Below are 26,281 nucleotides of genomic sequence, written 5' to 3' on the forward strand. Positions count from 1 at the left end.
AGCCGCGGTAATGGCCGGGCAGTCCAGCCCACCCACACGGCGACGGCGCCCGCCCGCACCCCCGCACCCGAGCCCACACCGACACCATGACCGGGACTTGGGGTATCGCCGAGGTCGAGCCCGGAAGCCGCCAATAGTTGATCTTGGAGGCGTCAGCCCTTCCGCCGGGCTGCGGGGTCGCCTTCGGCGACGTGCCGAGCGACCGCGTCGACGCCGGGACGGGCGTAGCGCTCCAGGGAGCGGACGGAGGCGTGCCGGGAGCGGGCCAGCAGCATCGGCGACGCGGTCGACCTGCCCAACGTCAAGGGCGCGATGGAGAACTCGACACCGGTCGCCACCTTCGGCACCGGCGAGGACCGGATCGAGATCCGCAGGATCGAGGCCGGCGGCGACGAACGGGCGCGCGACACCGAGGCAGCCGGCACGGACGAACGGGCGCGACAGACCGAGGCGGCCGGCGACGTCGACCGGATCCGCGATGCCAAGGCCGCTGGAGGCGACCGATGAACAGCGGAAGCTACGAGTCCACCGCCCCCGAAAGGCTGGGCGACCCAGCCGTGCACGGGGTCGAGATCCCCGAGCCCGGGGCCGTCACCATCGTCGTACCGACCTTCAACGAGTCCGCCAACGTGCGGGAGCTGCTGCACCGGATCACGGAGACGGTGCCGTCCCGGCTGCCCTGCGAGGTCGTCTTCGTGGAGGACTCCACCGACGACACCCCCAAGGTGATCGACGAGGCCGCGCAGGACTGCCCGTTCCCGGTCACCGTGCTGCACCGCGACGAACCGGCCGGCGGCCTCGGCGGCGCGGTAGTCGAGGGCATCAAGGCGGCCACCTCCGACTGGATCGTCGTCATGGACAGCGACCTGCAGCACCCGCCGTCACTGGTACCGGAGCTGGTGGCGACCGGGGAGCGGTCGTCAGCGGAGCTGGTGGTCGCCTCCCGCTACACCAAGGGCGGCAGCCGCGCCGGGCTCGCGGGCAGCTACCGTGTGGCCATCTCACGCGGGGCGACCTGGCTCACCAAGTCCCTCTTCCCGCGCCGGCTGCATGGCATCAGCGCCCCGATGAGCGGCTTCTTCGCGATCCGCCGCAGCGCGGTCACCGCCGACATCCTCCAGCCGCTCGGCTACAAGATCCTCCTCGAACTCGCCGTGCACAGCCGCCCGCGCCAGGTCACGGAAGTGCCGTTCGTCTTCCAGGACCGGTACGCCGGCGAGTCCAAGTCGACCGCGCAGGAGGGCATCAGGTTCCTGCGCCACCTCGTCGGACTGCGCACCGCCTCCCCCGTGGCCCGCATGCTCGTCTTCGGGCTGATCGGCGTCACCGGTTTCCTGCCGAACCTGGCCGGCTGAAGCGGCTGGTCGAACGCGGGATCCTGACCGAGCCCGAGCAGGGGTTGTTCACCCAGCCACGGCCATAGCCACCCGGAGAGGCCACCGCCAGCCCGCCAGCCCCAACTACAAGCGCGAAACGGGCAACACGTCACTTACCGCCCTCTGAGGTGTTGCAACGACCGCTAGAACCCAGATGGTCTCCCCGACCATGACGGCGCGCGCACCGCTTCAGCGCACGATGGCGGACTCGCCCATCGCCAGGTCCAGAGTCGCTACGGGGCGGCGCTGGTCGTGCTCGCATGCGGCGCAGCGGCCGTGGTCGCGCGCCAGCCGCCAGCGCACGCATTCGTCTTGGTCGGTCGGCTGCGGGAGCATGGGGACGGGACGACGGCGGAGTTCGCCGACGCACACGCAGGCTCGGTGGGAGTGCTCTTCGCTGACGGCAGCGATCCGGTCCCATTGTCGATTCTCTTCAAGGGACGTCGGTCTATCCTCACTTGTCGCAGTGCTCGGCTGGTTCTTGCCGGGCTGGCGCGACGCCGACGTCCTCGCCATCCTTCCTCTCGTTCTCGGCCGCCCGAAGCCCGTCCGGGTCGCGCAACCACTGCTGTCCGTCGCTATCGAAGAACTGGACAGCGCGAATCGGTGCCCCGCCCTGCGCAATGCCGTAGCCCTTCAGGAAGTCGTCGATAGCGCGGGGGGCAAAGGTCAGCCGGGTACAGGGCGGGATGGCATCGAAACCCATGAAAACCCATTCGTACCCATCGACACCCGCGTCCGGCGCATAGAACCACAGGTCGACTCGGGTGACCGGGTCCAGCGAGCGATTCGCGACGATCACTGTCTCGCTCATACCGCTGGCGTCCTCGGTCCAGTAACTGACCCGTCCGGCCTGCTGCCGCCGGTCCCGCTCCAACTGCTTACGCGTCGCGTCCACGCTCGACGATGCCACCGTGGCGCTGAAGAACAGACCGATTGCCGCCGCGACAGCCGACAGCGCTGTCGCCCAGGGCGCCAGGTTGTGGCCGAAAGAGCGCCGTGGCGTTGCGCCGATCTGGGTACGCCGCCGGAGGGACGACTGCCGCCGGGCCCTGACGGTGCGGGAGGTCGCTCGATGCATGACAACAGCATCGGCCAGAAGTCACATCCCGGCCATCGGGGATGCGCCGAGTGCCTCCGCTGGCCGGCTTGGCCACTGCAGCCTCACCGGCCGCGGTCCATACCGATCTACTCGTTGGACCAAAGTCAGGCGGAGGGTGCGTTCCAGTATGCCTGGCCCGGTTCGGGGCGGTGGGGGGCGAAGAGCTGGGAGACGGTCACGGGGGTGAGGCCGCGCCGCCTCAGACCGTCGATGATCCCGGGCACGGCGGGAACAGTGCCTGGGTACACGTCGTGCAAGAGGATGATCCCGTTGCGCCGGGCCCCTTGCAGGACACGGCTCGTGATGACCTTGGGATCGTGGTCTCGGTAATCCTTGGCTGTGACGGACCACAGGATCTGCGCGAGCCCCAGGGAGCGGCAGACCTCGGCGACACTCGGGTTCGTCAGTCCCTGCGGTGGACGCATCAGGGTGGGAGTCCGGCCGGTGAGCTCTTTGACGCGTTCCTGGAGGAGGACGAGCTCGCGGCGGACCTCCTTCGCCGATGCCTTGGTCAGAAGCCGGTGCGTCCAGGTGTGATTGGCCAACTCATGCCCCTCAGTCGTCTCTCTCCGAACCAGGTCGGGACGGCGGGTCACGTTCTTGCCCAGTAGGAAGAAAGTCGCGTTGACGCGTTTGGCCTGGAGGATGTCCAGCAGTCGGGTCGTGTCGGGGCCGGGTCCTGCGTCGAAGGTCAGAGCGACGCACTGAGTCTTTTGGCAATCGACGGGGTGTGGCTTCTGAGCAGTCGGTAAGGGTGTCGCGCTAGGGGCTGGCCGTGAAACGTGAGAGGACGCCGGAGGAGTCTTGGCGCCAGGGGCCGAAGCCGGCTGCGCCGAGCCGCAGGCGCCAAGGGCTACGGCCGCGGTCACGGCGGCCGCGACACCAGTCAGGATTTTTCTAAGATGGCGGTGTGTGCTCATACTCACAGAACTATCAGTATCAAAAGGCATGAAACGGACGGCGCTCGACACGGCGGAGGCAGCCTCTCAGCAGGCATGACGTCGTGAACAGCAGATGCACGACGTCATGCGCAGGCCGCGGTGGATGCAGCCGGCCGGCGAGCACGGCCGCCATCCGGGTGCTCAGCACATAGCTGGTGTGGGCGAGAAGGACGAGGGGTCCGGTTCCTTGCGGTGACAGCCATGGCAGTCGTGCGACAAGCCCGCGACTGCAGGCGCTGGTCCGAGTGCCGTACAGCGGAAGGCGGAGGCTGCTGTCCGGCGGCACCGTGGTGGTTAAACGCCAGGTCCGATACCCGACAGACCAGTGGGGTCCAGCCGTGACGCAGATATCAGCCAGACCGGGCAGCCCGAGGGCAGAGCAGCCCCGCTCCCGCAGATACCGGGCGATGGTTCGCGATGTCCGATGGCCCGTTGGCATCGCGGCGGCGTACACCGTCGCCCAGCTGTTGCTCGTCGTGCCGGGGGCGGGCCTGGGATGGGACGAAGCCGTCTATGTCAGCCAGGTCAGCCCGCATGCCCCCGCCGCGTTCTTCAGCGCCCCGCGTGCCCGTGGCATCACCTTTCTTATCGCTCCCGTAGTGGGATTGACGGGTTCGCTGGAGGCGCTCCGCGTCTATCTTGCTGTCCTCTCGGGCGCCGGTCTCCTGCTGTCGATGTGCATATGGCGTCGGCTCCTCTCCCCCCGTGTCGCCGCTCTCGCGGGTGCGCTTCTCGCCGGCCTGTGGATCACCATGCTCTACGGCTCGCAGGCCATGCCCAACTTGTGGGTCGCGTACGGGGCGCTGATCGCGGTCGGCTGTTTCCTGAGAGCGGCGCAGGACCGATCGGACCGTGCGGCGCTGGCCGGTCTCGGCACAGCTGTGGCCTTCACCGCGCTCATGCGGCCGGGTGACGCGTTCTGGCTCCTCTTGCCGCTCTTTGGTGCCGCGTTGTCCGTTCGGGCGTGGCGGCGTCCGGCCGTGCTGCTCGTGCTGGTTGCGGGAGCGGTCCTCGGCAGCGCCGAATGGGTCATCGAGGCGTACCTCCGCTACGGCGGTCTCCCCGCCCGGCTCAGCCGTGCGGGCGAGATCCAGGGGCACTTCGGATGGCACCTCGCATTTGACGACCATGTACGGGCGCTGCAGGGGCGGACCCTGTGCCGCCCGTGCAATGTGCCGTTGCGGGAACCGCTCTCCGCTGCGTGGTGGTTCGTTCTGCCGCTGCTCACTGCAGGCGGCCTCGTGGCCGCGGTCCGCGCGCGCAAGACGGCCCTCATCCTCGTGCCGACGGTGGTCGGACTGTCCCTCGCGGTGCCGTACCTGCTCCTGGTCGGTTACGCGGCACCCCGCTTCCTGCTGCCTGCCTACGCGCTGCTCTCGCTCCCGGCAGCGCTGAGCCTGATGTGGCTGGCTGGTGCCGCGCGGCCACGCGCGGTCGTCGTCACCGCCCTGGTGCTGGCGCTGGCCGCTCACCTGACCGTCCAATACTTGGTCCTCGAAGCAGCCGTCTCCCGCAGCCGGTCGAGCCAGACGGCATTCGGGCGGGTGGCCACGGAACTCCGCCGCCAAGGGCTTCGCCCCCCGTGCGTCGTCAGCGGGGAGGAAGCCGTCCGAGTCGCGTTCCGCTCCGGCTGCGCGTCTCGCCAGACCGGTGGCCACGACGGCAGCATCACCCCGGCCGAGATGGGGGTCACTGCGCGGAGCCGACCTGTTGCCGTCCTCGTACGAGGCGACGCGCACCCACCTCCGTACGCCCGGGCCTGGCGGCACCACCCCCTCCCAGGCCTGCCTGGCATGCCGGGCCTTCTCGCCTACCTCGGGCCTGCGACGCTGCCGGCCCCGGCCAGGAAGCAGCATGCGCCGTAGAGCCTTGCGAGGAGCCGGCCGAACGGATCTGCCGTCGGCGGTGCCACGCGGGGGAGGGCACCGTTGTTGACGCTTTCGTATTTCACGCAATCGTCCACAGGGCTGGCACCGAAGCGGCCCCGACTGGCTGGGTGAAGAAGCGCCAGGTGATTGTGCCGCTCCGTGCAGGTGGTGAAGCGGCTGCCGGGTGGTCACCGTGTCGCCCTGCGATCGGTGACCACGGTCTGGAGCGTCGCCAGCCGCGCGCACGACCGGGTCCAGGACGTCATCAGGGCGAGCCGCAGTTCGCAGGTTCAGGCGAAGACCACCGAGAGGGTCACTTTTGATCCGCCGTCAGAGGGTCAGAATTCAGGCGTAGCCGAGACACTGACCACCTTGGATGTGGATGAGCTGAGAGCGCAGCAGTTCCGGTGCTGACCCGCAAGCTGTCATATCTCTCAGCTGGACCCCTTGGAATCAATCACCTAGCGGTGCGCACGGGCTGCGGGTGGTCACGGTGCGGCGGCCTCGTTGCCGACCTGGAGGAGCAGCAGGTCGTAGACCGGGCCGCCGGGCTCGTTGCGGTAGGGGCCCGCGTAGGTGTAGCCGAGGCGTTCGTACAAGGTGCGGCCGGGGGTGTTGTCCGGGCGGACCAGCAGTGAGGCGTAGTCGGGGTTGACGGCCTTCAGGAGTGCGGAGTGGAGGCGGGAGCCGATGCCCTGGGACTGGCGGGCGGGGGTGACGGCGAGCTCGCACAGGCCCATGAGGCGGCCCGCGCGGATGTGTTCGGGGATCTCGGGGAGCAGTTCGGGGCCGTACCAGTACTCGGGTGTGCACGGGAAGGCGTAGCCGAAGCCGACCATGGAGCCGTTCGCGTAGGCCGCGACCAGTGTGAAGCCTTCGTGGCGGAGGTGCCCGGTGACCTGGCGACGCAACGCTACGGCGGACAGGCCGTCGGTGGCCGCGCCCGGGGTGTCGACGAGCTCGGGGTGCGCGTCGGACCAGATGTCCGCGATCGTGTCGAGCATCGGCGGGACCTGGCCGGGGCCGTAGGTGCGGATCACGACGTCTGTGCGGGTACTGGTCACGCCCGACCTCCTCCGGTGGCAACGGTGGTGCGGTACTCCTCGATCCAGTCGGCGACCGCGGGGACGCGGCCGTGTCGCTGGAGTGCGCCGGCGACGTTGTGCAGGGACTGCAGCAGCCGGTCGGAGCGCACTTCGGGGAGGAACGCGAGGACCCTGCCTGCGGCCTCTGCAACTGCCTCCGGCTCGGGACGGTCCCTCACCGCATGTTGGATGGCGACGTCGGCCGTGTACAGGGCGCGGTTTCTGGCGAAGGCGTCGCCATGCAGGAGGACGGCCTGTTAGAAGCCGAGCCAGGGCGGGTCGGCGTCGGCGGGGCCCTGGGCATAGAGGGTGTGGGCGCGGACGATCGCCTTGTCGGTGGCAGTGGCATCGCCCCTCAGTGCCCAGCCGCCGGCCTCGCGCATGTGGAACAGGGAGAGCAGCCGCGGGGAGCCGAGGTTGCGGCCACGGCCTGGGCGCCTTGCGCGGCGGAGACCGCTTCGCGCGGGCGGCCGGAGGCTTTGGCGAGTAAGGACAGGCAGCCGAAGGCGTGCGCCTCGAGTTCGGGGTCGTCGGCGATCCTTGCTGCGGCGAGGGCCTCGCCGTACAGCGAGTGGGCGTCCCCGGCCCGGCCGGAATCGTAGGCCAGCCACCCGGCGGCGATCGACAGGACGCCGGTTGCCGAGCGCAGCTTCGACTCGGTGCGGCTGGTGTAGGTGCCGGACTGGAGCCACTGGTAGGCGGTGTGCAGCGCCTCGGACGCGGCCTGGCGCAGCGGCGAGGCTAGCGGCCGAGGAATCTTTCGACCACTGTCGCCAGGGCCTCTGGGCTCTCATCCGGGGCGAAGTGGCCGGCGTCATTGAAGACCTGGAGCTCGGCGTTCGGATACCACTGCAGCCAGGTGGACCGCATGGCGTCGGGGCCCATCGCCGGGTCGTTCGCACCAGCCACGACAAGCACCGGGGTCGGATTTCCCTCGAGCCGCTCGTGAATGTCGGAGCCACGAGTCCAGGATTCGAGGTACGAGCGCAGGGCAGCCGACGAGGAGCGTCCCGAGCCGCTCACCCTGGCATCCAACCATGCATCGTCGTGCCGACTGCCGGTGGTGACATCAAAGATCGTCCTGCGGTTGCCGGAATCCTCCACGGCCCCGACGAACAGCTCCCACATCTCCCCTTCGAGCGGGAACCCGGACGCGGGTACCGGCGAGATGCCAACGATCGAGCGGACCCGCGAGGGGGCGTCCAGCAACATCAGCTGGGCCGCCTTGCCGCCCATGGAGTGACCGATGACCGAGAAGGTGTTCCAGCCGAGGTCGTCGGCCACGGCGAGGGCGTCCGCTGCGACCTCCTCCATCGTGTACGTGCCGGGTGTGTCCATCGCCTCGCCGTACCCACGGCAGTCCACGAACGCGTAACTGAACGCGCTCCCGTCCAGGTACCGCCGCATACGGCCGAAACTCGACCTGTCGCTGAGCCAGTGGTGGAGTGCGAGGACCCGCTCCGGACCGCTGCCCTGTACCTCGTACGGAATTACGTGTCCTGCTACATGACCTGTCACAACGCTGGGTCTTCCCCTCCGGGCCGGGCCCGGAATCCGCCCAATTGAGGCTTCGCTCCAACGGCGTAGCAGCACGAGCGGGCGACCCAAGGCGTCGCAGGCCAGATGAATCTCGCCGGTCAGGCCACCCCAGCCCGGGAACTTCCAGACGATCCCGTGAGGGCCCCCGGTCGTCCAGCCGCTTGCGTCCACGCAAACGCCTCGCCGGTGTTGGCCAGGAAGCACACCAGCGGGTGGAACCCGAAACCGCCTTTGTATGTGGGTGCGGCTGTTCCTTCTCGGAGTGGCACCAGCGTGGCGTCGAGGTCCAGGATAGGAGCGGGCAGCATGCGTCCTGCGGCCCGGGCGGCGGGTACGCTCTCCCGGTCTCGGCGGCCTGCAGCCAGGCGGGAGGTGCGCGCCATCACCGACGCCATGGTGCGCCTGCTGATCGGCGCCCCGCTGACTTCCGACGGCAAGCTGACCGTCGTCTCCCTGGCCGCCGAAGCCGGCCTGCGCCGCAACAAGCTCACCCACAAGCACACCGGGCTCAAGGACCTCTTCTACGCCCTCGTCAAAGCCCGCGCGCCCCTCCCCGAGACGGACTCCGGGAGGGGCGCGCGGGACCGCGCGGCCAAGCAGCAGCAGGACCTGACCCGAGTCCGCGCCGAACGCAACGACCTGCGGACCCAGCTCCAGCTCATGGCCCGGATCGTCCAAGTCCTGGAGGTCGAGAAGCACCAGCTCGAGGAGGCCAACACGAGCCTGCGCGCGCAGTTGGCCGCTCACACGGCCGTCCCCGACCTCACCCGCAGGCGCCGAACCTGACCGAGCGCGGCGCGGCGACATGGCCTACTCGTCGAGCTCGGCGCGCACCCGGCGCGAGGGGCTGAAGGCGTACAGGTCGAGGAAGGCGGGCGGCTCGGTGACGCCGGGGCCGCCGCTCTCGACCCAGGCGGCGATGTCGGCGGTGGCGTCGCGGTCGTTGACCAGGCCGAGCCATACGGGCCAGATGCCGGCCTTACGGCCGGTGGTGGAGGGCTGGACCACGACGACGTTGGCGCGCTCGCAGGCGTCGAGGCAGTCGGTGACCCGGACGGTCGCCGTCCCGTCCAAGGCTTCTCGCAGGTCGCGGAGTTGGGCGGCGTGGTCGAGGCCGGGAACCTTCGGTGTGCCGCAGCAGCAGCCGCGGCACACCGTGACCGTGGGCCGGGCCGCTCGCGGCCCGGCGCGGGAGCCGGGCGGCGGGAGCGTCTGCTCACGCGGCACCTCCTCGGACGGGGTTCTTCCAGGCGGCTTCGCGCAGCAGGCGCAGGCCGTTGAGGCCGACGATGACGGTGGAGCCTTCGTGGCTGGCGACGCCGAGCGGCAGCGGGAGGGTGGCGATGAGGTCCCAGGCCACCAGGGCGGTGATGAAGACGCCGGCGATGACGAGGTTCTGGACGACCAGGCGGTGTGCGCTGCGGGAGAGGGCGACGGTGGGGATGGTGGAGAGCTCGTCGCGTACGACGACGGCGTCGGCGGTCTCCAGGGCGAGGTCGGAGCCGGCCTTGCCCATGGTGATGCCGGTGTGCGCGGCGGCCAGCGCCGGGGCGTCGTTGACGTCGGCGCCGGACCTCCGGCGGGCCTAGAAGCGGCCCTCCTTGTCCAGGTTGATCAGCATGACGATCCACACGGCGGCGGCCCGCACCACGCCCAGCGCCTCAATCCGGGTCAGCTCCACGTCCTTCTGGCCGCCGCCGTGGCGCACCCAAGGCATCGCGGAGCCGTAGTTGTGCAGCTGGTTGATCGCCTGGCACAGCGGGGTGCGCTCGCCTTCGGGGAACAGCCGGCGAAGCCCGGAGTTGATGTCCTTCTGCCCGGAGGCGATCTTGACGACGCCTTCCAGGGTGTTGACGGCCAACGCGACGGCCTGGCGATCGTCCCCGGCCTTCTGGGCGGTCAGGGCCTTGGACCAATTGCTCCGGGCGGCGGCGTACTTCCCGGTGAGCAAGGTCAGCGGGCGGACCGTGGTGTCCTGGACATCCAGTTCCTCGGCCCCCTCGTCGTCCTCGAGGAAGGAGCCGTCGACCATCACGAGAGCGATTTCGGCCTCCTTGAGGATCTTGTTGACCCTCTCGTCGTAGGCCGATGATCCCCACATGCCGTTCGAGGTCAGGGCCTGCTCCAGCAGGTCGAAGACCTTGGGGTCCGGCAGCCGCTGCAACTGCTCGTTGATCCATTCGGGCAGGTCCCTGCCCCACAGGCCGGAGGGCACGGGGATGTCGAGCCAGGCGGCGAGGGTCGCAACCGCTTCCTCCTCCAAGGCGTGCACGACGTCCTGGAGTACTCGGCGTAGCCCGGGCGGGGCTACCTCACGTTCGTGACTCATCGTCAGTCCTTGGGATCGGCGTGGTGCTTCGGCCTTCATTGTCGCCGAGCTGGCTGCTGGGCTCGGCCCGTTTTCGTACGAGTGAGCCGCGCCGGACCACGCCGGGGCGGCGGGTGGCGTGCGTTCCCGGCCTGGCGAAGCGGCCCAGGAGTGGCGCTGCCCTGCGGTCCTGGGGATTAGGCCGTCGGGTCAGGTGTCATGCGCTGCCCGTGCGCGTGGCTGAGCAGGTACAGCGCCGCTTGCAAGATGAGCACGACGTGGTGCTTGGACGGGGTGTCGGCCAGGCCGTGGAGGATGTCGTTGCGCAGGTTCATCCCGCGGTCGGGGTCGACCAGGAGAAGTTCCAGCGCTCTGCTCCAGTCCGCCGGATACCCGGCCTCCGGCATGCTCTGCAAGAGCTTGCCCAGCAAGTCGACTCCACCGGGGCTCGGTCCCCAGACCACGGAGACGACAGGAACCCGGGAGCGCAGGAGTTCCCGGAGGATCTGCTCAACCTGTGGCAGGGCGACGCACGCCGCGGCGTCGAATTCCTCCAGCCAGTAATAGCAGAAGGCCTGGGCGAGGGTCCGCGCACGCGGCTCGGGCAGCACCGCCTCGTGTGCCAGAGCGGCGGTCATCTCGAACTCGTCGGGTCGAAAGCGTTCGTGGATGCGGTCGAGCTGGATTGCGGTCAGGATCCCGAACAGTCCCAGGCCGCGGACCTGCATCGCCACGGCGAGGTCGTCGTCGGCCTCGACGGGCGGTCGGACGAAGACCGGTCCGGCTGGGTTGATGCGCGAGCGCGGGATCCTTAGCAGGCCCTCGAGCGCGCCGTCGGCCTCGGCCTCGGCCTGCGCGCGCATCGCCGGATGGATGTCCTGCACAGTGAGCCACAGCGCGGTCCGCAGATCCTCGGCTGCATCGACCCGGGCCTGCTGCCCGGCGATCAACGCGCGCGGGATGGTGCCCTCGGTCCGGATGGAGGTCCACTCCGGCGTGGTCTGCTGCAGGGCCATCTCGGCACGGGCCCGCAGGTCGGGCAGTCCCCGCTTCTGCGCCTGGGTCGCTGCCTCCGTCAGGAAGTACAGGCGGCGGTGCCCTGCATCGGCGGTATCGGCGGCGTCGAGGAGGGTGTGGACCACGGCGGCATCGATCTCCGTGTGGCGGCTGGGGACCGCGTCCTTCCGCAGTGCATCGAGGAAGCCAAGCCGGACATCCACGTCGCGGGCGAAGAGGTCGGCCGCCCGTTCGGCGAGGTCCGCGACATCGCACTCCAGGGTCTGCAACGTTTCCAGGACAACCAGCAGGGGTCGCCCCTCGTCCTCGGCGCCGGCTAGGAGGCGCTCGGCAAGGGCGACGGCGTCCTTGGTCGCGCGTTCACGAACGGCGTGCTGCTTGAACTTGAGGGACAACTCTCCGGCCCTCTTCAGGCACCGGGCGGCCCGCAGCAGCCCGTGGCCGTCCTGGGCGGCCAACAGCAACTGCACCGCGTCGAGGTATCCGGAGGCCGCGCCACGAACGTGGTCGGGTCTACGGCCGTGTCCGGCGTCGAGCAGCAGATGATGAAGGTGGCCACGGAGCAGAGGATCATCCACGTGGTCTGCGTACAGGCTCCAGATCTCCAGCTGGGCCGGCGTGGTGGGCGGAATCGGCGGGGCCTCCCGCGGCTCCGTCCGAGCCTTCAGCACCTCAGACGGCCGGCGGCGCAAGGCCGCGACCAGCGCATCCCGCTGCTCGACGGCCGTACTCGAACCGACGTCCATGGCCGCGAGGGAGAACGCGGCGGCTGCGTTGGAGACGGCGTCCTTCGCCGCCGCCATGAGCGCTGTCAGCACGCTCGGCTCGATCTGGGGCACGGGACCTCACTTTCGTCATCAGCAGTATCGGAGCAGCCGGTGTCCGAGCGCACCGATTTTCGTGCGCTCCGGCGGGAAGCCCTCGGGTTCAGCGGCCGCGTCGGCACGGCCACGGCGACCGGCACCCCGGACATCGCCACCCCGCGCAGTTACGCCCCGTCGGCGTCGATGTCGTACAGACCAAAGCGGAACCGCGCGGCGGAAGGAGCCGGAGTAGTGGTGCTCGACCACGAAGGTCTTCGATTCCTTCTCCGCAGCAGCTCGACCGCGTACCGCCGGGCGTCGAACCCGCCATCACCAACGTGACGGAAGGAGTGCCGTCGACCGTTCCACCGCTGGCACCAGTCGGAGGCGGTGGGAACCTCGGCCAAGCCGTCGAACGGAGGGGTGTCTTGGACGGTAGTCACGGCCGCGAGCGCGGCGCGCTGGTAGCGTCGTCAGCAGAGCGGCAACACGTGGAAACTGTCCGCAGAAGCCGTGGGTTCCGGCATGGCTCATTTGCAGTCGACCACAGAGAAGCCATGATCCAAAGGTGGCGAAGACTGATGAGCGCAGGAATCGGCGCCGGTGGCCGTGGGTGGCGAAGGTGGCCGTCCTGCTGCTTGCGCTGAGTCTGGTCGATTCCACCTGGCGCCTGACTCAGGAAGGCCTTCGCTGGCTGGATGTCGCGTACCTGGCCCTCGTTCTGGTTTCTGGTGGAGCACTGCTCGCACTGTGGCTCGACTCGGCGTCACACCTGGCCCATAAGGAGAAGGAGGCTGAGCAGCGCCAGAGGGAGCGGAGGCAGGTGGCGGGCAGGGACGACTCGATCTTCATCAGCTACGCGGGTCCCGACCGGGCAAGGGCTGAGTGGGTGGCGTCTACGCTGACAGCGGCAGGGCACGGCGTATTGCTGGACTTGTGGGACATTCACCTGGGTGACCGCTGGGAGCAGCGCATCCAGGAGGGTCTGAAGCGGACCTCCGTCGTCGTCGCCATTTACTCCCCCTCCTACTTTGCCGGTGCATCACCCACGCTTGAGTTGTCCAGCTTCTTGGCGAGTGGGCAGCGGTTCATTCCACTTGTCTTCGATCCGCAGGCAACGAAGAGCATCCCGCCGTCCCTGCGGACCGTCGCGTGGCTTGACCTTGACCATACGGATGAAGCGACCGCCATTGCTCGACTACTGCAGGCGGTCAACGACCGCGGCCAAGGCGAGGCGGGCAGCGAGTCGTCCCCATACCCCGCCCCAGCGGATATGGACCATGGCGGTGCGCCCTCACGTCTCGGCACCGTTCCTGCCTTGCCTGGTCAGGCGTCGAAGATCAGCACACCTCGGCTGCCGACCGACGAACTACCCCCAGTTTGGAACATCAATGCCGAACGCCCGACGGTCATCGGACGCGACGCCCTCATCACGCACATTCGTGGGGAGTTGATCAAAAATGGGGTCCGGGTTCTCCAGCCTTTGTATGGCCTGGACGGTGTGGGCAATAAAGAGCTTGCCCAGGAGTACGCCTACCGCTTCGCCAGCCAGTACGACCTGGTCTGGTGGGTCGATGCGACGAAAGACGAGAACCTTCGCGACGCCTTCACACGCTTGGCCCGCAAATTAGCGCCCTCGCTGGCCCATACCCGCATCGGGACCCCGGGCGACGTCGAGGCCATGTTTGCCCGCCTTCGGAAGCGCCGCTGGCTCGTAATCCTCGCCGACGCGGACGCCCTCGAGGTGGTTGGTCCATGGCTCCCCTCCAGGAATGGCTCTGGTCACATCCTCATCACGACAAGCTCAGAGGCATGGCTACAGAAGGGCGAACCATATCTCCGGGGCTCAAGAGGCGGGGGCGCGCCCAAGGTCGGTCGGGCCGCCCACCGCAAGCAGCCACGGCCCCGGGCCCCCTGTGTGCTCTCACTTGCGACCGAATGGGAGTCTGGTAAAGGCGGGCTCTCCACATTCAACCGCCGGCTCTGCCTGGCACTAGCCGACGCTGGCGCGAAGGTCTTCTGCCTGGTACCACAGGCGGGATTGGAGACACGCAACGAGGCACGCAGAGGTGGCGTGACTCTCCTTGAGGCGGCGCAGCTCCCTGCCTGGTCTGAAGATCACGCCCTGTATCGCAAACCCGCGCTGCGAGCCGAGGACTACCCGGACATCATCATCGGCCACGGGCGCATCACCGGCAGAGCGGCCCAACTCCTGGCTGAGGACCACTACTCGGCAGCCAAGCGGCTGCATGTCATCCACATGGCTTCCGAAGAGATCGAGTGGTTCAAAGAGCGGGCGAGCGATGCAGGTGAGCGTGCGGACCTTCTAAGGCGAATCGAGGTCCAACTCGGCCGCACGGCGCACGCCTCACTTGCGGTGGGCACGCGACTCGAGGCGCGATTCGCCACGGACCTCCACGCTGCGAAGGCTGCCAATCTACTGCGCATTGACCCAGGATTCGATGCAGCAGAGATAGAGGACCGCGAGCCTCCACCCGGAGAACCTTTGAGGATTTTGGTTTTCGGCCGGGCTGAAGACTCGAAGCTCAAGGGACTTGACCTAGCGGCGCGTGCCCTCGGGCTCGTCGCCCAGCGCACAGAGGTCACAGCCAGAATCGAGCTCTTGGTCCGCGGTGCACCCGAAAGACTAGGCGAGAAACTCCGACAGGAGCTACAGCAGCAGGCGGATAGCCCCACGCTCAGCATCGTGGTCCGCCCGTTTTCCACCGACACAGACGAACTAGCCGCAGATCTACGCTCGGCCAGCCTTGTCCTCATGCCATCTAGGGCCGAGGGCTTTGGCCTATCCGGAGCCGAGGCCATCACCGCGGGGGCACCGGTGCTCCTGAGCAGCGCCAGCGGTCTGGCCGCGCTAATCACGGAAAGCCGCGGACCGGAAGGAGCGAAACCCTTCATTGTGGAGACCAACGACGCCCCCGAGGACACGGAGCGCTGGTGCCAGGCCATCGAAGCAGTCCTGGTGGACCTTGGGGCCGCGTTCCGCCGAGCTGGCGAACTGAGAGACAACCTGGCCAGGACATACACGTGGTCGGGCGCCGCTGCGAAGCTTCTCGCTGAGATTGAATAACCTCCACGTTTCGCCACGGATATCGGCTGCCCGGTTTTATGGTGCGTACGTGAGGGAGGAGATGCCGTCGGCCGGCGGGCCCGCCACCACTCGCCCGGGCGCCTGTATCGGACGTCGGGCGCATCAACTGCTCCGGGTGGGCGCGGCCCCGCCCGAACGCGTGCCGGTCAGCCGTGCGGCACGCTGCGCGCCCGCCCCGCACTGCCCCTGGGGAGACCGCGGGTGCCGGCTTGACACTCTCCCAGAGTCCGCCCGGGCAGTTCGGGAGCATGTTGCGTATCGGCGGCAGGCTCAGCGCTTGACCCGACCTCGCACCGCCAAGAAGGCCAGTGCGAGGAGCACCGGCTCCAAGAGGCGGGAGGTCATTTCGATACACGTGCCTGCAACCGTCAGATCCTGTCCAGCGGAGCGGAAGATCACGGAGTTCACTGCAGTCCGTACCGCTTGCTCCGCCCGCCGCCACGTTAAGCGTTCACCCATTGGTCCCGGTGCAGCGCCACCAGGATCGGGACTGTCGGTGGTCATATCGATCTTCTGTCCGGCGGTCACCGTGCCGGTGGTGCGCGGCAGCGGAGGATGGGAGGGAAGCCCGACCAAGACCAGCAGCATGACAGTCAAACTTATAGAAAACATCAGCCAGCCCAAGGCTCTCATGGCGCGCAAACCGTAGCCGGAAACAGCCCAGTAGACGGCCAGCAAGGTGCGCTCACTCAGTGGGCGGTTGGGGTCGTGACGGCGCATCTCCATCTCGCCATAGTAGAAGTCCGCAGCGTCCGGTTCATTCTTGGAATCTTCAGATGCTTTCCGTAGAGCCCGGTAGGTGGATGCCAGCTGATCCGGGCCCGGACTCATGGGACGGTCACTGTACGGAGCGAGGTCGCTCGGATCCAGCTGCCAGCCCGGCAACAGAATCGAATGTCGACCTCCATCCGGGCGTGTAATCGCCATGTGGATGTCGAGCCAATTTTCCGCATTGGCAAGCCGCTGGGCCAAGTGGGGATCGTTCACGGAGACGCGCCAGTAGCGCTCCTCGGCCAGGACCCTGCGCCGGGTCCACCGCAATCCGCTAGGAGAGTACGCAAACGTGCAGTTTCCCTCGATGCGCAGCTGATCGAGATGGAAAGCTCCAGAGAACCGGCAGTTCGTCAAGTCGATATCGGTCAGGACCAGGTGTGCGGCGTCCACTCCGCGAATGGAGGTCACCCGTACACGGCGGTCGCGGTCACCCAGGGGGCTTTCGCCCACCTGTGTGCGCCGAGGCAAGTTCAGCAGGATGGCCCCCCGCCGCGTTTGGGGGAGGTGGGTGAAGGGAGTGGGAGGGGCGGTGACCGCGACCGGAGAGGAGAGCACTGCGTCACTGAGGTCGACGGTTGCGTAGCGCAGGCGCAGAGTCGCCGTCGATTCCCAACGTGCCCGTACACATTTCAGCGCAGGGGCTGCGATCTCCATCGTTACTGGGTCTTCGAACACTGCACCGGAGAAATCAACTGCTCCCGTCGATACCAGAGGTCCCACCCTCTGAGTCGCAAACTTCGACCCGTTGAAGTCGATGCCTGGCGTCTTCCCTCCGTGGAAGCTGACGGCCCCCCGGAACGTCGCCCCAGTAAAGCGCGGGGTGCTGGTGAACTCCGATCCGATGAACGTGGCGGTTCGGGAGAACTGCGCCCCGTCGAACACGGCATCTTCCCCGAACTTGGCTCCGTTGAAGCCGGCGACTCGTTGGAATATCACGCCGCGGAACTCGGCGTTGTCAACGAAGGTTGCACCGTAGAATTCGGCATTGCCGTTGAATGTCGCCCCGCCGAACAAGGTCATGTGGGAGAACGTCACGTTATTAAACTTGGCCGTATCGGTGAAGGTTGCCCCACGGAACGACGCGGCACCGATGCGAGGATTATCTCCTGGAACAGAACAGGCTTGAAGGAGTGCCTGGAGAAGGGCCGCGGTGAAGACGGTATCGTCATGTTCGACGTGAGCACCGGGGCGCAGCCTAGCGAGATAGGCGGCGCGTTCAGGGTCGGTGAGGTGGGTCAGGCACGCGCTATAGCCAGGGACGCATTTGCCTGGGCAGTCGGCCCCGTTTTCGCCGCAGCGGGCCCGCACTGGAGGAGATGAGTCGGCCACACATGAATAGTCCCTCGGCCGGAACCCCGCGCCTCGCTGCCACGCCGCCAGTGGATGGCCTGGGGCCTGTATGGGTGTGCAATTTGGAAAGCGGTCACAGCAAAGACATTGCATGATCGTGATCTGTCCGGGTTGATCATGTGAGGCCGAGGGCTTACAGCAGGCGGTTGTAGTCGCGGCACGCGTCCGAGCTGGTGGTCTACGACGGGCAGAAGGAAGTAGCCCGGCACGAGCGCCTCATCGCCAAAGGCCAGGCCCGCCTCGTGCTGGATCACTACCTGGAGGCCCTGGTCAAGAAGCCCGGCGCCTTCCCGGGCGCGACCGCCCTGGAACAGGCGAAGTCCGCAGGCAAGTTCACCCCGGTCCATGACGCCTGGTGGGCCGCGGCCTGCAAGGCCCACGGAGACCGGGACGGCACCCGGGCTCTGATCGAGGTCCTGCTGCTGGGCCGCCACCTCACCCACGAGTACTTGGTCGCCGGACTCGCCACCGCCCTGCGGGCCGGCGCTTTGACCGCGGACGCGGTCGCGCTGGAGGCGAGGAAGGCAGCCGAGGCCGACGACGTGGACGAGCCGCCCGTCCCCGCCCGGTCGGACCGGGCGACGGTGACGTTCCTGACCCAGCGGCGGCTGGCCCACCTGCCGCCCGACATCCGACCGCCGCCCTCGGTTGCGGCCTACGACCAGTTGCTGAAAACCAGGCAGCCGGCCGACCGCCCCGCGATCCAGGGAGAGTGACGCCATGACGTTCCAACGCCACCGCGGGCTGACCGAACAGGCCGCCGACGCCGCCGTCGACCAGGCATGCCGCATGCTGCGGCTGCCGACCATCCGGGCCCAGTTCCCCGACCTGGCCGAACCCGCCGCCCGCGACCAGATGTCATATCGCGGGTTTCTGGCCGAGCTGCTGATGGCCGAGTGCGACGACCGGGCCCGCCGGCGCTCCGAACGGCGGATCAAGCCGCCGCCTTCCCGCGGGAGAAGTCCCTGCGGAGCTTCGATTTCGAGGCCAACCCGCACATCGACCCGGCCGTCATCCACACGCTGGCCACCTGCGACCGGGTCAAGAAGGGCCTGCCTCTCTGCTTGATCGGCGACTCCGGCACCGGCAAGTCCCCCCTGCTCATCGCTCTTGGCACCGAAGCCGCCATGGCCGGCTACCGGGTCCGCTACTCACTCGCCACTAAACTGGTCAACGAACTGGTCGAGGCTGCGGACGAGAAGGTACTGACCAAGACCATCGCCCGCTACGGCCGCGTGGACCTCCTCGCGATCGACGAGCTCGGATACATGGAACTGGACCGCCGCGGCGCGGAGTTGCTGTTCCAGGTTCTGACCGAGCGGGAGGAGAAGAACAGCGTCGCCATCGCCTCGAACGAGTCGTTCGGCGGGTGGACGAAGACCTTCACCGATCCGCGGCTCTGTGCGGCCATCGTCGACCGCCTGACCTTCGGCGGGAACATCATCGAGACCGGCAGCGACTCCTACCGCCTCGCCAGCACCAGGGCCGCCCAGGCCCGACAAGACACCGAGAGCTGATCAGTCCTTGCTCTCCCCGGCAGCAGCCTCTGCGCCATGCCGTGTCAGGTCAGCTGTTGAGGGATCGAGTTCGTCGGCAGTACGGGCCCTCCGTGTGGGAGAAAACACCAGCACGAGTGCCTGGACGACTGCTCCGGACAGTCCGACCCCCAGGGCGAAGCGATAGCTGACCTGGTCGGCGAGGACTCCGCCCAGTGGTGCACCCACCGCTACCATTCCCCAGTTCATCGAGCGGATCGTCGCGTTCATCCGCCCGCGCAGCCGATCGGGTGTCACCGCCTGGCGATAGCTCATCTCCACCGGGCTTTCGACGCCGATGGCCAGGGACACGAGGAAGAAGCCGAGCGACACGGAGGCAAGCGCCCACGGTCCACGCTCGGCCAGGACCAAAGGCAGCCAGCCGACGGCAGCGAGCAGGCGGAAGGCAATCAGAGTGGCGCCGACGTCCAGTCTTCTGGCCACGCGCCCGGAGAGCGCACCGCCGAGTACCACGCCGACACTCGCGCAGGCATAGGTGACCCCCAGACCGAATTCCCCGATCTTGAGGCTCTGCAGGGCGAAGACCACGAAGACCGTGCTCACCATGCTGTTGAAGAGGAGCATCGCGTGCGAGGTCAGGGCGATGGACGACAACGTGCGATGCCGGTAGACCCATGCCACCCCCTCACGCAGCTCGCTGCCCAGGCTGCGCCGTGCGCCTCGATCAGGGACGGGGTCGGGCGCCTTCACCGAAGCGAGAAGCAAGCCGGACATCAGATAGGAGAGGGCGTCCACCAGCACGGCAAGCGGCGCTCCCATGACTTTGATGAGTACCCCGGCGAACAGAGGGCCGGTCGAGCCAGCCACTGCACCGGCCTGTTGCACACGGGCGTATCCCGCGTTGAGCAGCTCCTTTGGGACGAGCTGTGGCACATACGACTGGTTGGCCGCCTCGAACAGCAAAGACAGCACCCCGAACACGAAGACGAACATGCACAGCGCGGGGATGCTGAGCCGATCCAGCGCATAGAGCACCGGTATCGCACAGAGCAGGACTGCCCTTGCGAGGTCCGTGGCGACCATCATCGGCTTGCGCCGCCACCGGTCCACCAGGACCCCGGCTATGAGCCCGAAGAGCAGATACGGAACCCACCGGGCGGCATTGACGATGCCGACCTCCGTGGCAGATGCGCTCAACGCCACGGCGGTAAGAATTTGCAAGGCCAGGCCCGTGACCTGAGAACCGAACGCAGACACAGCCGAAGCGGTCAAGAAACGTACGTACCCAGGGACTTCGACCAGGCGCGGCATGATCGGACCGTATCAGCGAAGATCAACGGCAGACGATGACGGAACAGGTCACCCAACGACGGCAGACATGCGCCAGTGTTGTCGGCTCTCATCAATATTCCCGAGCGCTCTGATCGTTAAGTGCTGCCCAAAGCCAGCGATAAACGTTGCCCGCTCTCGCTTACGAAACCAGATGGTCGGGGTCGAGCGCCGATCTCTGGCTGACGAGCAGGCGGGGGTTGGTCGAGGCGGGCCAGCGGCGGTCCGGGGGCGTACCCGGCGCTCGTCCGCCATCTGCGCGCGCAGCGCAGCCAGCACCGCATACGGGTCGGTGAGAGTGGCTTCGTCCAGCGGGTCGTACCGCACCGGGCAGGTGGGCGTCACGGCCACGGTGGTTCTCCTTCACGCGTAGAGAGGACGGACCGGTCCCGGCCATCGGCGAGGCGCCGGCGGCCAGGACCGGAACGGGTTGCGGAGCACGATGTACATCAGTGGTCCCTACGTCATGCCAGACCCCCCTTTCGGTCTCGGGCGGGACAGCCGCCGTGTGCTGCGACATCATGAGAATGGGCACAACTGTTCGGGTTCGTCGCCCAGTTGAGGGGGGTCCCGTGGGGGTCCCGCCTTTGCGAAGGTCACCAATCCTGTGCGCTGAGTGATTGGATGGGAGACGTGGAAGAGACCACCAGTCATCCGTTGGTTGTGGCTTCTGGGGAAGATCGGAACGGTGGTTAGCGACTTGGCTGGCCTCCGGCGGTGCCGTCGACGGCTTCGGGGTACGCCTGGGCCTTCTTATGCTCCGCGAAGGCTCGGCAGATGCTGATCTGCTCGACGGATTCGGCGCCGCAGCACGGTGTGGAGCATGTCCTCGGTGATAACCGGTGGCCGGCCACCGTGCTTACCCAAGCGCCCGCGCTTCCATACCTTGGCGTATCAGCCTGGTGGGCAGGCGTGCCCATCAGATTGTCCGGACAGGTAGGACGTCCGTTCGTCTGCGGCCAGATCGCGACGGACGGCCTGGCAGATCTTCCGGATCGCTGCATCCGGCGCGGGAAGGACCGTGTTCCACAGCCGCACGGTGGTGTCCCCGCTGCCGCTGGCGAGGGTGTGCCCGTCGGGGCTGAACGCCAGCGACGTCACTGCGTTGGTGTGGCCGGTGAGGGTGGCGCGGGTGTTTCCGGTGTGTACGTCCCACAGGCGAACCGTGAAGTCGTCGCTGCCGGAGGCAATGGTCCGCCCGTCGCGACTGAAGGCCACGGACCAGACCCTGGCGGTGTGACCCGTCAGCGGAGCCTTTGCCTTGCCGGTGGCGACGTTCCACAGCCTTACTGTCTTGTCGGTGCTGCCGGTGGCGAGGGTGCTCCCGTCGGGGCTGAACGCCAGGGACCAGACTCTGTCCGTGTGGCCGGTCAGGGGCGCCCGGGCCTTTCTGGTGGCGATGTCCCACAGCCACACCGTTTTGTCATCGGCGGCGGCGGCGACGGTACGGCCGTCGGGGCTGAACGCCACGGACCACAAACCGCTGCTGGCGTCCGGAAGAGTGGCGCGGAGCTTTCCGGTGGCTGCGTCCCACAGTCGTACCTTCTTGTCGCCGCCGGCGGTGGCGAGGGTGTCCCCGTCAGGACTGAACGCCACGGACAGAACGGCGTCGGTGTTACCGGTGAGTTTGGCCCGCATTTTTCCCGCGGTCAGGTCCCACAGCCGTGCCGTGTGGTCGGCGCTGCCGCTGGCGAGGGTGGGCTTGTCGCGATCGGGGCTGAACGCCACGGATGTCACCGCGTCGGTGTGGCCGGTCAGCGGGGCCCGGGGTTTCCTGGTGTCCAGGTCCCACAGCCGTACGGTCTTGTCGGCGCTGCCGGTGGCGAGGGTGTCCCCGTCGGGACTGAACGCCACGGACATGACGGGATGACTGTGACCGCTGAGGGGGGCGCGGGCAGACCCGCTGGTCAGGTCCCACAACCGCGCCGTCGCGTCCACGCTGCCGGTGGCGAGGCTGCTCCCGTCGGGACTGAACGCCACGGATTTCACCTCGTCGGTGTGGCCGCTGAGAACGGCACGGGCCTTCCCCGTGTTCGCGTCCCACAACCGGGCTGTCTTGTCCTCGCCCGCCGTGGCGAGGGTGCTGCCGTCGGGGCTGAAGGCCACCGAGAACACACGTTGGAGTTGGTCGGGCAGTGTGACACGGGGCTTCCCGGTGGTCAGGTCCCAAAGGTTCGTTGTGTAGTCGTCGCTGGTGGTGGCAAGGGTTTTGCCGTCGGGGCTGAAGGCCACCGAGAACACGGGACCGGTGTGGCCGATGAGCGCGGCGCGCTCTTCTCCCGTTTGCAGGTCCCACAAATGCACCATCGTGTCGGCACTGCTGGCGGCGAAAGCGGTTCCGTCGGGGCTGAAAGCCACCGACATCACGGTGTAATTGTCGCTGACGGGGAGGGTGGAGACGCCTACTTCCTTGATCACGTCCCAGAACCGGACGGTAGCGTCGTCGCTGCCGGTGGCGAGGGTGCTGCCGTCGGGGCTGAAGGCCACCGACGTCACGCCCTGGGTGTGACCGGTAAGGGTAGCGCGGGATTCCTTTGTGTCCAGGTCCCAGAGCCGCACAGTCTTGTCGTTGCTGCCGGTGGCGAGGGTATGTCCGTCGGGGCTGAACGCGACGGACGAGACCTTGTCGGTGTGGCCGGGCAGCGTGGCGCGGAGTTTCCCGGTGGACAGGTTCCACAGCCGGACCGTTGTGTCTTGGCCAGCGGTGGCGAGGGTGCGCTTGTCGGGGCTGAACGCCACCGCTGCGACCTCACCCGTATGGCCCGGCAGGCGCTGCTTCAGTGGCAGGGCTGCCGCGTTTTCCAGGCTGGCGTGGGCTTCAGGGGTGGGGCTGGCGCGGTAGGCCCGGATGGCGAGGAGCGAGGCGAGGTCGGGGTTCGTGTCGATGAGGGTGCCGGACTGGGTGGCGAGCTGTCGTGACAGGGCTGCCTGTCGCTCGTCGACGGCTGTCCGCCACTGCCAAAGGACGCCTGCCGCGGCGAGGAGCGTGAGGACGAGGAGGGACGCGAGGATGGCGTTGAGGCGCCTGCTGCGTCGGATGACGGCGTGCTGCCGCTGCTCGCTGGCCCTGAGGAAGGCTCTGATGTCGCCCGGCAGGCGCCATTCGCGTGACCAGTCGAGCCCTGCGTCGAGCGCTGCTCCGCTGAGGAGCTCTCCTGGGTCGGATGTCGCCGCCCAGAGGGCTCGCCGCTCACGGGTCCGGTTGAACCATTCATGGAAGAGACGGTCCTGGGCGACCCATTTGCGCAGAGTGCCCCACTCGCGGATGAGTGCGTCGTGGACCAGTTCGGCCACCGGCTCGCCCGGAGGCGTATCAGGCCCTTCAGGAGAGCGCAGTTGGGTGGTGATGATGCGATGGAGGGTCAGGACGCCGATGACGTCGTCGACGTACCCGTCGGCTGCATCGTCGGGGTCGGCCGCCAGGTCGCGCAGTTCGTCGAGGGGCACCTGGGCACGTACGGCAGGCACGTTGCGGCTGGGATCCTCCGGGTGCACCAATGAGGTCAGGATGCGCCGCGCGACCGGGTGTTGCTCGGGAGGCATCCCGTTGAGGGCGTTGTCACACCACGTGGTCAGGCTTCCGCCGACCGCTCCGATGCGCCGGTAGGCCTCGTGCGTGAGGTAGCCGTCCTCGCGTCGGGACCACAGTTGGCTGAGCGTCAGCTCCAGCAGGGGCAGCACCGTGACGGGTGCCTGGCGGGCCATGTCGGGGGTCACGGCCAGGACATCCGTGACGATCTGCTCCACCAGACCCGGTTGGAAGCGGAGTCCCACATCCTGGGCGGGCAAAGTGATGATGTCGCACAGGTCCTGCTGGCTCAGGGTGCCCGGCACATTCAGGAGACCTGGCATCGCGGTGTCCAGAAGCTGGGGGGCCAGAGCCGCCAGCTGTGGGTAGAAGTCGTCCCGCATGATCAGGATCACGCTCAGCCCGACCGGGGAGCCGACGGCCGCAGTGATCTGTTCCATGGAGGCCAGGCCGTCCTGCCGTTGGCCATGGCCGGGCTGGGTGAACAGCTCTTCGAACTGGTCGATGACCAGGAGAACGCGCTCGTAACCATCCTCCGCCGAGAGCCGTCGGCCGGCAGCGGCGGCGATGCCCTGCGTGATCGCCCCGGGGAGTCCGGCGCGCTCGATCTCCGCCAACAGGTTCTGCCGAGGCCGGGCGACGACGGGTAGCCAGCGGTCGCTGCCGGGCAGCTCACCAGCGGCCAGCGCCTGCAGGACGCCGGCCTGGACGAGGGACGACTTGCCCGAACCGGAGGGGCCGAGAAGCAGTGTCAGCCGCCGTTGCCCGGCCAGGTTCGCAACCACCTGCCGCACCGCGTCTTTCCGGCCTTGGAACCATTGGGCATGTTCTGCGGTGAAAGGCTCCAGTTTCCGATAGGGGCACACCTCTTGCACCGCGACTTCCGGCACGATCTCCCGCAACGTCTGCGTGGCAGTCACGTAGGCGACCCCTTGCCCTCGTTGGTGGGCGTCGGGGGCGGTGATCTCCGTGAGCATGCCGATGACCAGCCCGGTCTCCTGGTCCAGGACCGGCGCGCCGCTGAAGCCGGTGGTGAGATCGTTGGCGTCGGTCAACTGCATATGGATGCCCCGCCGGGGGGAGGGCGGCAGCAGATCCCCGGCTTCGCCGAAGCCGAGGTGCCCCGTCTGCGGGGCCTGCGCGGGGAACCCGTACGAACGCACCCTGTGGCCGCTGCAGCCAGCCGCAGAGCCCAGCGGCAACGGCTTCAGACCGGGAGGGGTGCTGCTCAGGCGGACGACCGCCACGTCCTCGTCCTCCGAGGCACGCCACAACGCTGTCAGGACTAGCCCGTCCACCTGGGGGCCACCCTCCAGGTGGGGGAAGCGCAGCTGTACCGGTGTACCGGGCCCCCCTCCGGCAAGTTCGACGACGTGGGCGCAGGTGACCAGCAGTCCGTCGGCCACCGGGAAGCCGGCCCCGGCGACCTTTCCGTCCGGTCCGAGGACCTGTGCCACGGCAGCGGGCAGGCTCCCCGCCATGCCGCCGTCGGGTGTCTTCGCGGTGCCGGTCATCGGATCAGCCTGCCCCTTCGTCTGGATGAGGAGGACGACCCGTGTCGTCCTTCATCTTCCACGACATGATCACTTTGAGGTGGCAACCCGCTTGGCTCTTGGTGATCACTGCCCCCGCCTGGGCGGCGAGGTCGACACCGAACTCGACCGCGATCTCATCGGGACGGGCCTTGCGCAGTTGGTCGAGTGCGGCGCGAGCCGCCTCCGTGACCGGCGCAAGTGCTTCTTGCAGCGTCCTGGGCAGCTCACCAATGGCCTCGCCGAGGCGGCCGGCCTTCACCGGTCCCTCCAGCACACCTGCTGGTTCCTCGACCAGAATGTAGCCCCCGTCATCCAGCGGAAGTCGGGTCACCGGTGCCAAGACGGCCTCCTTCTGAGTGCTGCGATGCTGCACGCGTTCCCGCAGGTGGCGGCAGGCGGTGAGTACACGGTCCCGTTCTGCGCAGGCACCCCGTCCAGCGTCGTCAACAGCGGACGCCGCCGCATCCTCGCGTAGGCCGCATGCATGAGTGGGTCCGCCTGTTCGGTGGACGACGCGGCCCTGTCAGGGTGTGGGAACCGCCCGCCCGTACTGATCTTGAAGCTCTGAGAGGACGTTCCGGTTGAAGACGGGATAGTTCATGGGTTGTGCCAAGTTATGGGCGTTTCTCCGGTCGCTCGTTTCGCGAGGTTCGAGATCATCGCGAGACGGATCATGCTCTCGGAGTGAGCGGGTTTGGTCTCGTAGTCCCGGGCGAGGCGACGGTGCATCATGATCCAACCGAAACTTCGCTCCACTACCCACCTTCGCGGAATCACGGAAAACCCTTTGACCTGGGCGTTCCTGGGGGCGACGTCGACATCGATACCGAGGGCGGCGCCGTGCTCGATGGCCTGGGTCTTGTAGCCGGTGTCGACCCATGCCTTGGTGATCGTGGGGTGGTCGGCGGCGATCCGGGTGAGGAGCTGTTTGCCGGCCTCGCTGTCGGAGACGCTGGCTGCGGTCACGATGACCAGCAGTAACAGGCCGAGGGTGTCGACGACGATGCTGCGTTTGCGGGCGTTATCTTGAGCCCGCCGATCTTGCAGGTTCCTGACCTGGTGTGTTGTGTGGAGGACAGTGTCCTCGACGGTCTCCTCAGCAGGGCCCGATGACGGCGGA

At 67.8% G+C, this 26,281-nt stretch carries 18 protein-coding genes and 5 pseudogenes; 7 read left to right on the top strand and 16 right to left on the bottom strand.

Annotation, left to right across the window (positions count from 1 at the left end):
- Window positions 1–152 precede the first annotated feature (152 nt).
- A complete protein-coding gene (locus tag ADL01_RS14930) occupies window positions 153–305 on the bottom strand; it encodes a PmrA (protein ID WP_234354631.1) in 153 nt (50 codons plus the stop codon).
- Between ADL01_RS14930 and ADL01_RS14935 the strand changes: the two are divergent.
- Together ADL01_RS14935 and ADL01_RS14940 are read left to right on the top strand one after the other, a co-directional pair.
- Window positions 280–507: pseudogene (locus tag ADL01_RS14935) on the top strand (glycosyltransferase); the annotation flags it as partial. The gene ADL01_RS14930 and the pseudogene ADL01_RS14935 overlap by 26 nt on opposite strands.
- Window positions 504–1,352: pseudogene (locus tag ADL01_RS14940) on the top strand (polyprenol monophosphomannose synthase); the annotation flags it as partial. The pseudogenes ADL01_RS14935 and ADL01_RS14940, both read left to right, overlap by 4 nt.
- A 478-nt stretch (window positions 1,353–1,830) precedes the next feature.
- On the opposite strand, the gene ADL01_RS14945 reads toward ADL01_RS14940, so the two are convergent.
- On the bottom strand, window positions 1,831–2,457 hold the full coding sequence (locus ADL01_RS14945) for a hypothetical protein (RefSeq protein WP_053742477.1): 627 nt from the start codon (window positions 2,455–2,457) through the stop codon (window positions 1,831–1,833).
- 125 nt (window positions 2,458–2,582) lie between these two features.
- Window positions 2,583–3,428, bottom strand: a complete 846-nt coding sequence (locus ADL01_RS41905) for a polysaccharide deacetylase family protein (RefSeq protein WP_078960526.1) — start codon at window positions 3,426–3,428, stop codon at window positions 2,583–2,585.
- A gap of 398 nt (window positions 3,429–3,826) precedes the next feature.
- On the opposite strand from ADL01_RS41905, the gene ADL01_RS14955 reads away from it, so the two are divergent.
- Window positions 3,827–5,284: a hypothetical protein gene (locus ADL01_RS14955; protein WP_053742479.1), complete on the top strand. Its 1,458-nt coding sequence runs from the start codon at window positions 3,827–3,829 to the stop codon at window positions 5,282–5,284.
- Window positions 5,285–5,775: 491 nt separating this feature from the next.
- On the opposite strand, the gene ADL01_RS14965 is transcribed toward ADL01_RS14955, so the two are convergent.
- The 4 genes from ADL01_RS14965 to ADL01_RS14970 all read right to left on the bottom strand — a co-directional run bounded on the left by ADL01_RS14965 (window position 5,776) and on the right by ADL01_RS14970 (window position 7,890).
- Window positions 5,776–6,351 carry a GNAT family N-acetyltransferase gene (locus ADL01_RS14965; protein ID WP_053742481.1) on the bottom strand — a complete coding sequence of 192 codons (576 nt, stop codon included), beginning with the start codon at window positions 6,349–6,351 and terminating at the stop codon, window positions 5,776–5,778.
- Window positions 6,348–6,551 carry a hypothetical protein gene (locus ADL01_RS46115; RefSeq protein WP_234354632.1) on the bottom strand — a complete coding sequence of 68 codons (204 nt, stop codon included), beginning with the start codon at window positions 6,549–6,551 and terminating at the stop codon, window positions 6,348–6,350. Before ADL01_RS46115 ends, ADL01_RS14965 begins: the two co-directional genes overlap by 4 nt.
- 78 nt (window positions 6,552–6,629) lie before the next feature.
- The gene (locus ADL01_RS47245) at window positions 6,630–6,755 is read right to left on the bottom strand and encodes a hypothetical protein (RefSeq protein ID WP_267889920.1); all 126 of its coding nucleotides are present in this window, start codon (window positions 6,753–6,755) and stop codon (window positions 6,630–6,632) included.
- 358 nt (window positions 6,756–7,113) lie between these two features.
- Window positions 7,114–7,890 carry an alpha/beta fold hydrolase gene (locus ADL01_RS14970; protein ID WP_053742482.1) on the bottom strand — a complete coding sequence of 259 codons (777 nt, stop codon included), beginning with the start codon at window positions 7,888–7,890 and terminating at the stop codon, window positions 7,114–7,116.
- Between the two features lie 393 nt (window positions 7,891–8,283).
- On the opposite strand from ADL01_RS14970, the gene ADL01_RS14975 reads away from it, so the two are divergent.
- Window positions 8,284–8,697, top strand: a complete 414-nt coding sequence (locus ADL01_RS14975) for a hypothetical protein (protein WP_053742483.1) — start codon at window positions 8,284–8,286, stop codon at window positions 8,695–8,697.
- A gap of 24 nt (window positions 8,698–8,721) precedes the next feature.
- On the opposite strand, the pseudogene ADL01_RS14980 reads toward ADL01_RS14975, so the two are convergent.
- From ADL01_RS14980 to ADL01_RS14995, 4 genes and pseudogenes are all read right to left on the bottom strand, one after another.
- Window positions 8,722–9,131 (bottom strand): annotated as a pseudogene (locus tag ADL01_RS14980) ((2Fe-2S) ferredoxin domain-containing protein).
- Window positions 9,128–9,481 (bottom strand): annotated as a pseudogene (locus ADL01_RS14985) (heavy metal translocating P-type ATPase); the annotation flags it as partial. The pseudogenes ADL01_RS14985 and ADL01_RS14980, both read right to left, overlap by 4 nt.
- Window positions 9,482–9,496: 15 nt before the next feature.
- The gene (locus ADL01_RS43710; protein WP_053742484.1) at window positions 9,497–10,240 is read right to left on the bottom strand and encodes a hypothetical protein; all 744 of its coding nucleotides are present in this window, start codon (window positions 10,238–10,240) and stop codon (window positions 9,497–9,499) included.
- 176 nt (window positions 10,241–10,416) lie between these two features.
- Window positions 10,417–12,075 carry a hypothetical protein gene (locus tag ADL01_RS14995; RefSeq protein WP_053742485.1) on the bottom strand — a complete coding sequence of 553 codons (1,659 nt, stop codon included), beginning with the start codon at window positions 12,073–12,075 and terminating at the stop codon, window positions 10,417–10,419.
- A 532-nt stretch (window positions 12,076–12,607) separates the two neighbouring features.
- Between ADL01_RS14995 and ADL01_RS15000 the strand changes: the two genes are divergently transcribed.
- A complete protein-coding gene (locus ADL01_RS15000) occupies window positions 12,608–15,127 on the top strand; it encodes a TIR domain-containing protein (protein WP_078960520.1) in 2,520 nt (839 codons plus the stop codon).
- Between the two features lie 291 nt (window positions 15,128–15,418).
- Here the strand turns inward: ADL01_RS15000 and ADL01_RS15005 are convergent, their stop codons facing one another.
- Entirely contained in the window at window positions 15,419–17,251 is a 1,833-nt protein-coding gene (locus ADL01_RS15005) for a pentapeptide repeat-containing protein (protein WP_063783522.1), read from the bottom strand.
- A 194-nt stretch (window positions 17,252–17,445) separates the two neighbouring features.
- Here ADL01_RS15005 and ADL01_RS15010 point away from each other — a divergent pair, with 194 nt between their 5' ends.
- Both ADL01_RS15010 and istB read left to right on the top strand, forming a co-directional pair.
- Window positions 17,446–17,988 carry a hypothetical protein gene (locus ADL01_RS15010; RefSeq protein ID WP_234354633.1) on the top strand — a complete coding sequence of 181 codons (543 nt, stop codon included), beginning with the start codon at window positions 17,446–17,448 and terminating at the stop codon, window positions 17,986–17,988.
- A 4-nt stretch (window positions 17,989–17,992) separates the two neighbouring features.
- Window positions 17,993–18,789 (top strand): annotated as a pseudogene (gene istB / locus ADL01_RS15015) (IS21-like element helper ATPase IstB).
- Here istB and ADL01_RS15020 read toward each other — a convergent pair.
- The 4 genes from ADL01_RS15020 to ADL01_RS15035 form a co-directional block, all read right to left on the bottom strand.
- Complete coding sequence (locus ADL01_RS15020; RefSeq protein ID WP_053742488.1) at window positions 18,790–20,079, bottom strand: MFS transporter; 1,290 nt, start codon at window positions 20,077–20,079, stop codon at window positions 18,790–18,792. It abuts the pseudogene before it with no gap.
- A gap of 912 nt (window positions 20,080–20,991) precedes the next feature.
- The gene (locus ADL01_RS15025; protein ID WP_053742489.1) at window positions 20,992–25,140 is read right to left on the bottom strand and encodes a trypsin-like peptidase domain-containing protein; all 4,149 of its coding nucleotides are present in this window, start codon (window positions 25,138–25,140) and stop codon (window positions 20,992–20,994) included.
- A gap of 4 nt (window positions 25,141–25,144) precedes the next feature.
- A complete protein-coding gene (locus ADL01_RS41920) occupies window positions 25,145–25,492 on the bottom strand; it encodes a CU044_2847 family protein (RefSeq protein ID WP_267889921.1) in 348 nt (115 codons plus the stop codon).
- 266 nt (window positions 25,493–25,758) lie between these two features.
- Window positions 25,759–26,281: transposase (locus tag ADL01_RS15035; RefSeq protein ID WP_234354634.1), on the bottom strand; the 523-nt coding region annotated here is incomplete at its 5' end.

Origin of the sequence: Streptomyces sp. NRRL WC-3618 (assembly GCF_001280005.1) — a bacterium.
In the GTDB taxonomy this organism is placed as follows: Bacteria; Actinomycetota; Actinomycetes; order Streptomycetales; family Streptomycetaceae; genus Streptomyces.

Coding starts and splice junctions, on each gene's coding strand:
- ADL01_RS15020 (WP_053742488.1), bottom strand. CDS start 20,079: ATGCCGCGCCTGGTCGAAGTCCCTGGGTACGTACGTTTCTTGACCGCT.
- ADL01_RS14955 (WP_053742479.1), top strand. CDS start 3,827: ATGGTTCGCGATGTCCGATGGCCCGTTGGCATCGCGGCGGCGTACACC.
- ADL01_RS43710 (WP_053742484.1), bottom strand. CDS start 10,240: ATGAGTCACGAACGTGAGGTAGCCCCGCCCGGGCTACGCCGAGTACTC.
- ADL01_RS47245 (WP_267889920.1), bottom strand. CDS start 6,755: ATGCGCGAGGCCGGCGGCTGGGCACTGAGGGGCGATGCCACTGCCACC.
- ADL01_RS41905 (WP_078960526.1), bottom strand. CDS start 3,428: ATGCCTTTTGATACTGATAGTTCTGTGAGTATGAGCACACACCGCCAT.
- ADL01_RS15025 (WP_053742489.1), bottom strand. CDS start 25,140: ATGACCGGCACCGCGAAGACACCCGACGGCGGCATGGCGGGGAGCCTG.
- ADL01_RS14945 (WP_053742477.1), bottom strand. CDS start 2,457: ATGCATCGAGCGACCTCCCGCACCGTCAGGGCCCGGCGGCAGTCGTCC.